11 protein-coding genes are annotated in these 12,855 nt (G+C 60.1%); 8 read left to right on the forward strand and 3 right to left on the reverse strand.

What is annotated here, in order from left to right:
- Positions 1–16 precede the first annotated feature (16 nt).
- The gene (locus AC0ZWN_RS22875) at positions 17–1,648 is read right to left on the reverse strand and encodes a Na+/H+ antiporter (RefSeq protein WP_476336616.1); all 1,632 of its coding nucleotides are present in this window, start codon (positions 1,646–1,648) and stop codon (positions 17–19) included.
- Between the two features lie 293 nt (positions 1,649–1,941).
- Between AC0ZWN_RS22875 and AC0ZWN_RS22880 the strand changes: the two genes are divergently transcribed.
- The 4 genes from AC0ZWN_RS22880 (at position 1,942) to AC0ZWN_RS22895 (ending at position 5,109) form a co-directional block, all read left to right on the forward strand.
- Positions 1,942–2,304 carry an ArsC family reductase gene (locus AC0ZWN_RS22880; protein WP_003222107.1) on the forward strand — a complete coding sequence of 121 codons (363 nt, stop codon included), beginning with the start codon at positions 1,942–1,944 and terminating at the stop codon, positions 2,302–2,304.
- 32 nt (positions 2,305–2,336) lie between these two features.
- Positions 2,337–3,371, forward strand: a complete 1,035-nt coding sequence (dapD, locus tag AC0ZWN_RS22885; RefSeq protein ID WP_093436607.1) for a 2,3,4,5-tetrahydropyridine-2,6-dicarboxylate N-succinyltransferase — start codon at positions 2,337–2,339, stop codon at positions 3,369–3,371.
- A gap of 131 nt (positions 3,372–3,502) precedes the next feature.
- The gene (locus AC0ZWN_RS22890) at positions 3,503–4,708 is read left to right on the forward strand and encodes an aminotransferase class V-fold PLP-dependent enzyme (RefSeq protein WP_476336618.1); all 1,206 of its coding nucleotides are present in this window, start codon (positions 3,503–3,505) and stop codon (positions 4,706–4,708) included.
- Positions 4,705–5,109: a SufE family protein gene (locus tag AC0ZWN_RS22895; RefSeq protein WP_476336619.1), complete on the forward strand. Its 405-nt coding sequence runs from the start codon at positions 4,705–4,707 to the stop codon at positions 5,107–5,109. Before AC0ZWN_RS22890 ends, AC0ZWN_RS22895 begins: the two co-directional genes overlap by 4 nt.
- 119 nt (positions 5,110–5,228) lie before the next feature.
- Here AC0ZWN_RS22895 and tcdA read toward each other — a convergent pair whose 3' ends face one another.
- Positions 5,229–6,047 carry a tRNA cyclic N6-threonylcarbamoyladenosine(37) synthase TcdA gene (tcdA, locus tag AC0ZWN_RS22900; RefSeq protein ID WP_476336621.1) on the reverse strand — a complete coding sequence of 273 codons (819 nt, stop codon included), beginning with the start codon at positions 6,045–6,047 and terminating at the stop codon, positions 5,229–5,231.
- 214 nt (positions 6,048–6,261) lie between these two features.
- Here tcdA and AC0ZWN_RS22905 point away from each other — a divergent pair, with 214 nt between their 5' ends.
- From AC0ZWN_RS22905 to AC0ZWN_RS22920, 4 genes are all read left to right on the forward strand, one after another.
- Entirely contained in the window at positions 6,262–8,853 is a 2,592-nt protein-coding gene (locus AC0ZWN_RS22905) for a glycosyltransferase (protein WP_257357103.1), read from the forward strand.
- 253 nt (positions 8,854–9,106) lie between these two features.
- Positions 9,107–10,258, forward strand: a complete 1,152-nt coding sequence (gene dapE, locus AC0ZWN_RS22910) for a succinyl-diaminopimelate desuccinylase (RefSeq protein WP_095050390.1) — start codon at positions 9,107–9,109, stop codon at positions 10,256–10,258.
- Entirely contained in the window at positions 10,258–11,067 is an 810-nt protein-coding gene (locus AC0ZWN_RS22915) for a putative RNA methyltransferase (RefSeq protein ID WP_476336623.1), read from the forward strand. The genes dapE and AC0ZWN_RS22915 overlap by 1 nt, the downstream gene beginning before the upstream one ends.
- 75 nt (positions 11,068–11,142) lie before the next feature.
- Positions 11,143–11,520: a hypothetical protein gene (locus tag AC0ZWN_RS22920; protein ID WP_093436628.1), complete on the forward strand. Its 378-nt coding sequence runs from the start codon at positions 11,143–11,145 to the stop codon at positions 11,518–11,520.
- A gap of 72 nt (positions 11,521–11,592) precedes the next feature.
- Here the strand turns inward: AC0ZWN_RS22920 and AC0ZWN_RS22925 are convergent.
- Positions 11,593–12,855, reverse strand: a 1,263-nt coding sequence (locus AC0ZWN_RS22925) for a hypothetical protein (protein ID WP_476336624.1), incomplete at its 5' end; no start/stop codon positions are given.

Raw genomic sequence — 12,855 nt, forward strand, 5'->3', positions numbered from 1 at the left:
GCGGACTCTTGATGGATTATTTAACCTTCCCCAGATTAGCCTCACTCAAATCCAGATCGGCCAACACTTCTCTGAGGACGTCATCACCTATCTGGTGATGACGACTGAGGCTATAGAGTTCCAGACGCTGTGCCCTGAGCGCTTTCAGGCGCATGCGCCGCTCGAGTAAATCCATCTGAAACGCGAGGGCCTGCGCTTCGGCGGAATCGTTGAAGACATCCAGTTGATGGCGATATTCGGACATGATCCGCGCCTTCAACTCGGCGGACAAAGCGGCCTGAGCAGCGTCCTGCGGAGTGGTTTCCTCTGTCTCTAGAGCATGAATCGCCGCTTCCGCGGTTTTGCGCCAGGCATCGCGCACTTCCTGGCGCCGCTTGTCGTCCGGGCTTTTTTCGATGCCGCGCAACAGCAGAGGCAGCGCGATACACGCCGAAACCAGCGACAGCAGAATCACTCCGGCGGCGATGAAAATCAGCAGATCACGCTCGGGAAACGCGTCCGCCCCCATCAACATCGGCACCGACATCACGCCGGCCAGCGTTACGGCACCGCGCACACCGCCGACAGTCAGCAGCCAGCAGGAGCGCGCGGTCGGGACTTGCGTCAGCTCGCCCTTGCCGCGCAAGCGTCGCAACAGCACCGATAAACGCCAGATGCTCTGCACCCAGACAAACCGCAACAACACCAGCGCAAGAAAAATCGCCACGACATCGAGGCAGCGATAGAACAACGTCGGCCACAACGTCGGCTCGTGACTGACCACGGCTTTGATGATGTCCGGCAATTGCAGGCCGAGCAGGAGGAAAATCAAACCGTTGAAAGCGAACTCCAGCAGCGACCAGACACTGCGATTGAGCAAGCGGGTGCTGGTCTGCCGAGGCAACAGATCAAGCCAGCTCTGCATCATCCCCGCCGCCACGGCCGAGAGAATGCCCGAGACGCCAAGACGCTCGGCCAGCACATAAGCCGCGAACGGCAGCAACAACATGAACACCACGTGCGTCGCCGGATCATCCCAGCCACGGGCAATCATCCACGCCCGCAAGCGCCCGACCAGCCAGCTCAAGGCCACACCGACCGCCAACCCGCCGAGCGCCACCAGGACGAAAGTCAGGCTGGCATTGGTCAGCGAGAACACGCCTGTGATGGCCGCCACCAGGGCGAACTTGAACGTCACCAGACCGGAGGCATCGTTCATCAGCGCCTCGCCCTGCAATATATGTATCAACGGGGTCGGCAAGCGGTTTTGTGAAATGGCCGACACCGCCACAGCGTCCGTCGGCGACAACACTGCCGCCAAGGCGAAGGCCACCGGCAGCGGAATTGACGGCAACAGCCAATGAATGAAGTAGCCGGCGCCGACCACGGTAAACAGTACCAACCCGACGGCCAGCGTCAGAATCGGCCCGCGCAGTTGCCAGAACTCACGCTTGGGCATGCGCCAGCCATCGGAAAACAACAAGGGCGGAAGGAACAGAAACAGGAATAATTCGGGATCGAGGGCCACGTGCAGACCCAGGGTCGGCCAGGCGAGCAAGGCGCCGGCGGCGATCTGCACCAATGGCAGCGGCAACGGGATGACCCGTCCGACCAGCCGCGAGACGCTGACCAGCATCAGCAGGATCAGGACGGTGTAAGCAGTTTGCATATAGCGGAAATCTCAGACAATCGACAGCGTTGAACTGCCATATTAGCCGCTTAGGATGCGTCTGACCGTTGCACCTATGTCGCAGCCTGGAACACCGCCCATTGTGGGAGCGAGCCTGCTCGCGAATGCGGTCGTTCATCGAACAGAGATATTGACTGACAGGGCCTCTTCGCGAGCAAGCTCGCTCCCACAGGGTTTTGCATTACCAAATCGACCTGAGGCGCCGCGAACCGGTTTGGTCATGGCATAATCCGACACCATTTTTCTCCAGCACCTGTAAAGGGGGCGATTCCTTGACCGTTTCAAGTAAAACGTTGCACCTTTTCGGCATCAAAGCCTGCGACACCATGAAGAAGGCGCGCACCTGGCTCGATGAACACGCTGTCAGCTACGACTTTCACGATTACAAAACCGCCGGCATCGACCGTGAACACCTGACCCAATGGTGTGACGAACACGGCTGGCAAACGGTGTTGAACCGCGCAGGCACGACCTTTCGCAAACTCGACGACGAACGCAAAGCCGATCTCGACCAGTCGAAAGCCATCGAACTGATGCTCGCTCAACCCTCGATGATCAAGCGCCCGGTGCTCGATCTCGGTGACCGAACCCTGATTGGCTTCAAGCCAGACATCTACGCGGCCGCGCTCAAATAAGCAGCCCGTCACTTATTGCTAGAGGTATTCACATGTCCAACTCCCTGTTCAGCATCGCCTTTGGTGTCGGCACTCAGAACCGTCAAGGCGCCTGGCTGGAAGTGTTCTACGCCCAGCCACTGCTCAATCCGTCGGCCGAACTGGTCGCTGCCGTTGCACCGATCCTCGGTTACACCGCAGGCAATCAGGCCATCACCTTCACCACCGCGCAGGCTGCGCAACTGGCTGAAGCCGTGAAAGGCATCGACGCCGTACAAGGCAAGCTGCTGACGCGTCTGGCCGAGAGCCACAAGCCGCTGGTCGCCACCCTGCTGGCCGAAGACGCGCAACTGACCTCGACACCTGAGGCTTACCTCAAGCTGCATCTGCTGTCGCACCGTCTGGTCAAGCCGCACGGCGTGAGCCTGGCCGGGATCTTCCCGCTGCTGCCGAACGTAGCGTGGACCAGCCAAGGCGCCATCGACCTGAGCGAACTGGCGGAAATGCAACTGGAAGCCCGTCTGCGTGGTGAGCTGCTGGAAGTGTTCTCGGTGGACAAGTTCCCGAAAATGACCGACTACGTGGTACCGGCTGGCGTGCGCATCGCTGACGCCGCGCGTCTGCGTCTGGGTGCTTACGTGGGCGAAGGCACCACCGTGATGCACGAAGGCTTCATCAACTTCAACGCCGGCACCGAAGGCCCGGGCATGATCGAAGGCCGCGTTTCCGCTGGCGTATTCGTCGGCAAGGGCTCGGACCTGGGCGGCGGTTGCTCGACCATGGGCACCCTGTCGGGCGGCGGCAACATCGTGATCAAGGTCGGCGAAGGCTGCCTGATCGGCGCCAACGCCGGTATCGGTATCCCGTTGGGCGACCGCAACACCGTTGAGTCGGGCCTGTACGTGACGGCCGGTACCAAGGTTGCGCTGCTGGACGAGCACAACAATCTGGTTAAAGTTGTGAAAGCGCGTGAGCTGGCCGGTCAGACCGACCTGCTGTTCCGTCGCAATTCGGAAACCGGTGCTGTGGAGTGCAAAACCCACAAATCGGCGATCGAACTGAACGAAGCGCTACACGCTCACAACTAAGCAGCACATTGATAACCTGTGGGAGCGAGCCTGCTCGCGAAGCTTTTGGCGTCCTCAAGGACGCCTTCGCGAGCAGGCTCGCTCCCACAGTGTCTTGTGTACATCCCGCCCAAGTTCACAGGGCTGAACAAATGATGATTCCCTCCCCGTGGCGTGCCGATTTCCCGGCCATCGCCGCGCTGCAACGGCAAGACCAGACCTATCTGGACAACGCCGCCACCACGCAAAAACCCCAAGCCCTGCTCGACGCACTGACGCATTACTACGCCAACGGCGCAGCCAATGTGCATCGTGCGCAACACCTGCCCGGCGCTCATGCCACGCAGGCGTTCGAGGACAGTCGACTGAAGGTTGCCCAGTGGCTGAATGCCGGTGACAGTGGGCAAATCATCTTTACTCACGGCGCCACCAGTGCGCTAAACCTCCTGGCGTATGGCCTGGAACATCTTTTCCACCCGGGCGCTGAAATTGTCATCAGCGCCCTGGAGCATCACGCCAACCTGCTGCCGTGGCAGCAACTGGCCCAACGGCGAAGTCTCAAACTGGTGATCCTGCCGCTGGATGCCGACGGTCTGATCGACCTTGCTGCCGCTGTGCACCTGATCGGCCCGCGCACGCGCTTGCTGGCAGTCAGTCAGTTGTCCAACGTGCTCGGTTCGTGGCAGCCATTGCCGGCGTTGCTGGGCATGGCCAAGGCGCACAACGCGCTGACCGTGGTCGATGGCGCGCAAGGCGTGGTGCATGGTCGGCATGACGTGCAGGCGCTAGGGTGCGACTTCTACGTGTTTTCCAGCCACAAGCTGTACGGCCCCGATGGCCTCGGCGTGCTGTTCGGACGCAACGCTGCGCTTGAACAACTGAAGCCCTGGCAGTTCGGCGGTGAGATGGTGCTGGAAGCCAACTATCACGACGCGCGCTTCCGCCCGGCGCCGCTGGGCTTCGAGGCGGGCACGCCGCCGATTGCCAGTGTGATCGGCCTTGGCGCGACGCTGGATTATCTGGCCGGTCTGGATCAGGACGCGGTGTCCGCCCACGAGGCTGCGCTGCATGACTATCTGCTGCGTGGCCTTGCCGCCCGTAACGGCATTCGTTTGCTCGGCAAGCCGCAATTGGCGCTGGCGAGTTTTGTTGTCGAGGGTGTGCATAACGCCGATCTCGCGCATCTTTTGACCGAGCAAGGGATCGCGGTGCGCGCCGGGCATCACTGCGCCATGCCGCTGCTGAAAAGCTTCGAACTGGCCGGGGCGATTCGGGTGTCGCTGGCGCTGTACAACGATTCCGAGGATCTGGAACGCTTCTTTGAAGCGCTGGATCAGGCGCTGGAGTTGTTGCGATGAGTTTGCCGGTCGAGGCCGCCGAGGCGCTGCAGACTTTTCAGAATGCTGCGGGCTGGGAACAACGGGCGCGGTTGTTGATGCAATTTGGTGATCGTCTGCCGCCGTTGTGTGACGCCGACAAGTGCGATGCCAACCGAGTGCATGGCTGTGAGAGTCAAGTGTGGCTGGTTGGGGCGTTGCACGATGGTCACTGGCAGTTCAGCGCCAGCAGCGATGCGCGGATGATTCGCGGGTTGGTGGCGTTGTTACTGTTGCGGGTCAACGGCTTGTCGGCGGCTGATTTAAAGCAAATCGACTTGCCTGATTGGTTTAATCAGCTCGGCCTGTCGCGCCAGCTATCGCCATCGCGCAGCAATGGCCTGAATGCTGTGCTCCAGCGGATGAATGAGTTGGCTCGCTGACTGATCGTTCCCACGCTCTGCGTGGGAATGCCTCAACGGACGCTCCGCGTTCGGCTCTGGATGGGACGCGGAGCGTCCCGGGCTGCATTACCACGCGGAGCGTGGGAACGATCAACCGGTCAGGCGTCAGATTTGACCCGGTCTGACGGGCGCCGAACACCCGCGACAATCTTGTCCACAGCCTTGGTCGCCGCAACCATACCGAACGTTGCTGTCACCATCATCACCGCACCAAACCCGCCGGCGCAGTCGAGCTTCACACCGTCACCGACAAAACTCTTCTGCAAGCAAATGCTGCCATCCGGCTTCGGATAACGCAGTTGTTCCGTGGAAAACACACACGGCACGCTGTAATGGCGGGTCACGGTGCGCGAAAAACCATAATCACGACGCAACGTCGAACGCACTTTCGAGGCCAACGGGTCGTTGAACGTGCGGTTGAGATCGCACACCTGAATCAGCGTCGGATCGATCTGCCCGCCCGCACCGCCGGTAGTGATGATCTGGATCTTGCGGCGCTTGCACCAGGCAATTAGCGCAGCCTTGGCATTGACCGCGTCGATGCAGTCGATCACGCAGTCGATGTTCGGCGTGATGTATTCGGCCATGGTGTCGCGGGTGACGAAATCCGCCACGGCGTGCACGGTGCAATCCGGGTTGATCCCGCGCAGACGCTCGGCCATCACTTCGACCTTGGGCTTACCGACGGTGCTGTCCAGCGCGTGCAACTGGCGGTTGGCGTTGCTGACGCAAACGTCATCAAGGTCGAACAGCGAAATCTCGCCGACGCCACAACGGGCCATGGCTTCCGCCGCCCAGGAACCGACGCCACCGACGCCGACAATCGCCACATGGGCCGCGCGCAAGCGCTCCATGCCTTCGATGCCATACAAACGGGCGATGCCTGCAAACCGCGGATCTTCTGTACTCATGACCATTACCCCAAAAACCGGCGCGCATTATAGGGCTACACAGCGACAAGTTTTAAGCTTCGAACTACAAGTGTAAGAACTTAAGTCAAAGTCGGCTGCCCAATGTCGGGCATTTCCCTGTCTGATGTACGACTTGCGAACTGCCGGTGTAGGATGCGCGCCCCTCGGGCGTATAGCCGACCGATCCTCCGTTCCACAGCCTTTGGAACCCGAAATAGCTATGTCATCGCGTAAATTTGGACTCAACCTGGTGGTGGTTCTGGCAATCGCCGCCCTGTTCACCGGTTTCTGGGCGCTGATCAATCGCCCGGTTTCCGCGCCGAACTGGCCGGAGCAGATCTCCGGTTTCTCCTATTCGCCGTTCCAGCAGGGACAATATCCGCAAAAAGATCAGTACCCGACTGACGACGAAATGCGCCGCGACCTGGAGATCATGAGCAAGCTGACGGATAACATCCGCATCTACTCGGTCGACGGTTCGCTGCAAGACATCCCGAAACTGGCTGAAGAATTCGGCCTGCGTGTGACATTGGGGATCTGGATCAGCCCCGATCAGGAACGCAACGAACGGGAAATCACCCGAGCCATCGAACTGGCCAACACTTCACGCAGCGTGGTGCGCGTGGTGGTCGGTAACGAAGCGATCTTCCGCAAGGAAATCACCGCCCAAGAGCTGAGCGTGCTGCTCGATCGCGTGCGCGCAGCGGTGAAGGTGCCGGTGACCACGTCCGAGCAATGGCACGTCTGGGAAGAACACCCCGAACTGGCCAAACACGTTGACCTGATCGCCGCCCACGTTCTGCCGTACTGGGAGTTCATTCCGGTCGACAAGGCCGGCCAGTTCGTTTTCGATCGCGCTCGCGACCTGAAAAAGCTGTTCCCGAAAAAACCGCTGCTGCTCTCCGAGGTCGGCTGGCCGAGCAACGGTCGCATGCGCGGTGGTGCCGATGCGTCGCCGGCGGATCAGGCGATCTACCTGCGCACACTGGTCAACAAGCTCAATCGCCAAGGCTTCAACTACTTCGTGATCGAGGCGTTTGACCAGCCGTGGAAGGCCAGCGACGAAGGCTCGGTCGGCGCGTACTGGGGCGTGTTCAACGCTGCGCGTCAGCAGAAATTCAACTTCGAAGGCCCGGTGGTCGCGATCCCGCAGTGGCGCGTGCTGGCGATCGGTTCGGTGGTGCTGGCGCTGTTGTCGCTGACCTTGCTGATGATCGACGGCTCAGCATTGCGTCAGCGTGGGCGGATCTTTCTGACCTTTATCGCCTTCCTCTGTGGTTCGGTGCTGGTGTGGATCGGTTACGACTACAGCCTGCAATACAGCACGTGGTTCAGTTTGACCGTCGGCTTCCTCTTGGCGCTGGGTGCGCTCGGGGTGTTCATCGTTTTGCTCACCGAAGCGCATGAACTGGCCGAAGCGGTGTGGATTCACAAGCGGCGGCGTGAGTTCCTGCCGGTCGAGGGCGACTCCAGCTATCGCCCGAAAGTCTCGATCCATGTGCCGTGCTACAACGAGCCGCCGGACATGGTCAAACAGACCCTCGACGCCCTCGCCGCGCTCGATTATCCGGACTACGAAGTCCTGATCATCGACAACAACACCAAGGACCCGGCGGTGTGGGAGCCGGTGCGCGATTACTGCGCAACCCTCGGCCCGCGCTTCAAGTTCTTCCACGTCTCGCCGCTGGCCGGTTTCAAGGGTGGCGCGCTGAACTACCTGATTCCGCACACGGCCAAGGACGCTGAAGTGATCGCGGTAATCGACTCCGATTACTGCGTGCACCCGAACTGGCTCAAGCACATGGTGCCGCACTTCGCCGACCCGAAAATCGCCGTGGTGCAGTCGCCGCAGGATTATCGCGATCAGAACGAAAGCACCTTCAAGAAGCTCTGCTACGCCGAATACAAAGGCTTCTTCCATATCGGCATGGTCACTCGTAACGACCGTGACGCGATCATCCAGCATGGCACCATGACCATGACCCGCCGCTCGGTGCTGGAAGAATTGGGCTGGGCTGACTGGTGCATCTGTGAAGACGCCGAACTCGGTCTGCGCGTGTTCGAGAAAGGCCTGTCCGCGGCGTATTACCACGACAGCTACGGCAAGGGCCTGATGCCGGATACGTTTATCGACTTCAAGAAGCAGCGTTTTCGCTGGGCCTACGGTGCGATTCAGATCATCAAGCGGCACACCGGCAGCCTGTTGCGCGGCAAGGACACCGAGCTGACCCGTGGCCAGCGTTACCACTTCCTCGCGGGCTGGTTGCCGTGGGTCGCGGACGGCATGAACATCTTCTTCACCGTCGGCGCGCTGTTGTGGTCGGCGGCGATGATCATCGTGCCGCAGCGGGTCGATCCGCCGTTGCTGATCTTCGCAATCCCGCCACTGGCGCTGTTCGTGTTCAAGGTCGGCAAGATCATCTTCCTCTACCGTCGCGCGGTCGGCGTGAACCTGAAAGATGCCTTCTGCGCGGCACTGGCCGGGCTGGCGTTATCGCACACCATCGCCAAAGCGGTGCTGTACGGTTTCTTCACCAGCAGCATTCCGTTCTTCCGCACGCCGAAAAACGCCGACAACCATGGTTTCTGGGTGGCGATTTCCGAAGCGCGCGAAGAGCTGTTCATCATGCTGCTGTTGTGGGGCGCGGCGCTGGGGATCTTCCTGGTCAACGGCATGCCGAGCAACGACATGCGTTTCTGGGTGGTGATGTTGCTGGTGCAGTCGCTGCCGTATCTGGCGGCGCTGATCATGGCGTTCCTGTCGTCGCTGCCGAAACCGGCGGCTGCAGCGGAACCGGCGCCGGTCGTCTAAATCCTCATCGAAGCACTAAACGGCGGCCAATGGTCGCCGTTTTGCTTTAAGATAACCGCCATTTTGCGAGGCTTGGCGTGATACGCGGTGTAACTGACCGAAGCCAATCCCTGTGGGAGCGAGCTTGCTCGCGAAGGCTTTGTAACATTCAACCCTTATGTTGCCTGATACACCGCATTCGCGAGCAAGTCGAAGCGTCGAACCGTCGCTCCCACATCGGCCCTCGCTCAAATTCATGATCCCGGAGTTTTCCATGACGGCCCACGCCGACCTTTCGCCGACCCTCCAACTCGCCATCGACCTGATCCGCCGTCCGTCCGTGACGCCGGTCGACGCCGATTGCCAGAAGCAGATGATGCAGCGCTTGGGCGATGCCGGTTTCAGCCTCGAGCCGATGCGCATCGAAGATGTGGATAACTTCTGGGCCACCCACGGCAACAACGACGGCCCGGTGCTGTGCTTCGCCGGCCACACCGACGTGGTGCCGACCGGCCCGGTCACGGCGTGGCAGATCGACCCGTTCAACGCGCTGATCGACGAACACGGCATGCTCTGCGGCCGTGGCGCGGCGGACATGAAAGGCAGCCTGGCGTCGATGACCGTCGCCGCTGAGCGTTTCGTCGCCGACTACCCGAACCACAAAGGCAAGGTCGCGTTCCTGATCACCAGTGACGAAGAAGGCCCGGCGCACCACGGCACCAAGGCTGTGGTCGAGCGTCTTGCTGCGCGTAACGAGCGTCTGGACTGGTGCATCGTTGGCGAACCATCGAGCACCACTTTGGTTGGAGACGTGGTGAAGAACGGCCGTCGCGGCTCGCTCGGTGCCAAGCTCACCGTCAAAGGCATTCAGGGCCACGTGGCCTATCCGCACCTGGCGAAGAACCCGATCCACCTCGCTGCTCCGGCGCTGGCCGAACTGGCCGCCGAGCACTGGGATCATGGCAACGATTTCTTCCCGCCGACCAGTTTCCAGATCTCCAACGTCAATTCCGGCACTGGCGCGACCAACGTGATTCCGGGTGATCTGGTGGCGGTGTTCAACTTCCGCTTCTCCACCGAATCGACCGTCGAAGGCCTGCAGAAACGCGTGGCCGATATTCTCGACAAGCACGATCTGGACTGGCACATCGACTGGGCACTGTCCGGCCTGCCGTTCCTCACCGAACCAGGCGCACTGCTCGACGCGGTGTCGGCGAGCATCAAGGACATCACCGGTCGCGAGACTAAAGCGTCCACCAGCGGCGGAACGTCCGACGGCCGTTTCATCGCGACCATGGGCACGCAAGTGGTTGAACTGGGCCCGGTCAACGCGACCATTCACCAGGTCAACGAACGCGTACTGGCAGCCGATCTCGACGTACTGACCGAGATCTACTACCAGACCCTGATCAAGTTGCTCGCCTGATGCTCGCTTGCCCCATCTGCAGTGAACCGCTGAACACAGTGGACAACGGCGTGGTCTGCCCGGCAGGCCACCGCTTCGACCGTGCGCGCCAGGGTTATCTGAACCTGTTGCCGGTGCAGCACAAGAACAGCCGTGATCCTGGCGACAACCAGGCCATGGTCGAAGCACGCCGGGACTTCTTGAACGCCGGCCATTACGCGCCGGTGGCCAAGCGTCTGGCCGAGTTGGCGGCGAGTTATGCGCCGGATCGCTGGGTCGATATTGGTTGTGGCGAGGGTTACTACACCGCGCAAATCGCCGAGGCCTTGCCGAACGCGGATGGCTACGCACTGGATATTTCCCGTGAAGCGATCAAACGCGCATGCAAACGTAATCCGGCGATCACTTGGTTGATCGCCAGCATGGCCCGCGTGCCGTTGGCGTCGGGCAGTTGCCAGTTTCTCGCCAGCGTTTTCAGTCCCCTGGACTGGGAAGAAGCCAAGCGGCTGCTCAGTGTCGGCGGCGGTCTGATGAAAGTCGGCCCGACCAGCGGCCACCTGATGGAGTTGCGCGAACGTCTTTATGACGAAGTGCGCGAATACACCGACGACAAGCATCTGGCCCTGGTGCCGGAAGGCATGACGCTGGCGCACAGCGAAACCCTGGAATTCAAGCTGACGCTGGACAAGCCTGAGGATCGCGCCAACCTGTTGGCGATGACACCTCACGGCTGGCGCGCCAGTGCCGAGCGTCGTGCGGCAGTGATCGAACAGGCAGAGCCGTTCGTGACCACCGTGTCGATGCGCTACGATTATTTCGTTCTTCAATAACTTTTGGTCTCGGGCGAGTGCCCGGGGCCGGCTAAATCCGCGAATGGATTTTTCAGACCCGCAGTGAGGACATCCATGCGCCAACCGGACATCGAGATTTACCTGAAAGACGCCGACGTCGACCACAAGGCCATTTCGGCCTGGCTGGGCGAAGCGTTGGGCCCGTGCAGTGACTGGGTACAGAAAGGCCAGACTTACAAGTGCACAGCCGGCAACGTGCCGGTGACCTGGCTGCCGAAAGCCGTGGGCAAGTGGAACAGCCTGTACCTCGAAAGCGACCAGACCCCATGGGACGACGACATCGCCTGCGCCCGTGCAGCGTTTGCTGCGCTGAACGTCGAAGTGCGTTGCGCGCCGGGGACGTGGGTTGAAGAAGAAGGTGAAGAGACGGCGGATCGCTGGATGCGCATCAGCGCCGACGGTGAAGAAGAAATCACCTGGAAAACCGCCTGAAAGCAAAAGATCGCTGTCTCGGACAGCGATCTTTCGACCTTGAAATTACAAGTTACACCCTGAATAGCTCCCTCAGTTCCAGTTGCCCACCGCTTGATCGGCTTTTATGAATTCAAACCGTGCGGAATCGGCAGTTGTTCGGGGCATCGTCAGCTTGATAATCGGTATTGCCTTGCTGGAATACTTGTAAAAATCCTCCTGGTTGAACCGGGCAGCCGCCAAACCATTACTCGTATAAAAGAATGCCTTGATTGGAATGGTCGTATGGATGTTCTGTGGCCATGTCGCCAGACGGATTTCATTCCACGAGTTGAACGACTCGGCCCCCATTAACTTCATGGCCAGTATTCCCTGATAAAACGCATTGGCTGCAAGCGTTCCCTGACCGGGTCGGACATTGAACCCACACTGCCGCTGGTATTTCCAGCCTGTGGGTCCTTGGTTGTAATGGGTGAGCCATCCTGCAGCAGTGGTAATTCCCTGCTGCTCGCATGAGCGACTGACCGTCGGATAATTACTGGATATACCACAGCCCTGATCGCCCCTTATATCACTGCCTCCGTCTATGGGAAAAATGCATAGAACCTGAACTTCCACACTCCCCGCCGGGCGCTGCTGAAGTGGAAAAAAGACGAAACCACTGGTGTTTGGATAGTTGGAGGGAAATCCTTTGAAGTGCGCATCTTTACGCAAGTAAAAAAATGAAACTCCTCCATTCTGCTGCGAAAGCGGACTGGGGTTCCAGGCGCGATAAGCCGTACCGTTGATCGTCGCCCGCAATATGACACCCGAGCACAACGCCGCTGGTAGCGAAGCATTGCCGCAATTTTGTCGCGTATCGGCGTACTGTGCGTTGAGATCATTGGCAACGCGTTGCCCATCTCCTCCCGGCTCCGTACCGATTACCCGCACGGGCAGCGCTGACGAGGTAATCAAATTGCCCGCGCCACCCACCTTGTAGGTGTAAGTGAGGTTAAACGTACGACCCTTGTTTTCGGTGATCCAGGCTTTGGGCAACTTGAAGGTCAGCGTGCCTGCGGTGGACACGGTCTGGATCGGTGCATCACGCAACGCCACACCGGTCAGGCGCACGCCGACAGTATCTTTCGCTGCCAGGCTCGGATAACTGACCTGGACGTTGGCTTCGGTGCCGAGCGTGTCGACGTTCAACTCACCCGTCGGTGCTTCGACCACCTTGAATACGTTCGGGCCCTGAGCACTGACCACGCGAATGCTCAGTGGCGACGAGGTAATCAGACTGCCCGCGCCACCTACCTTGTAGGTATAAGTGAGGTTGAACGTACGACCCTTGTTTTCGCTGATCCAGGCTTTGGG

This window comes from Pseudomonas sp. 3B-A001-10F (assembly GCF_056313565.1).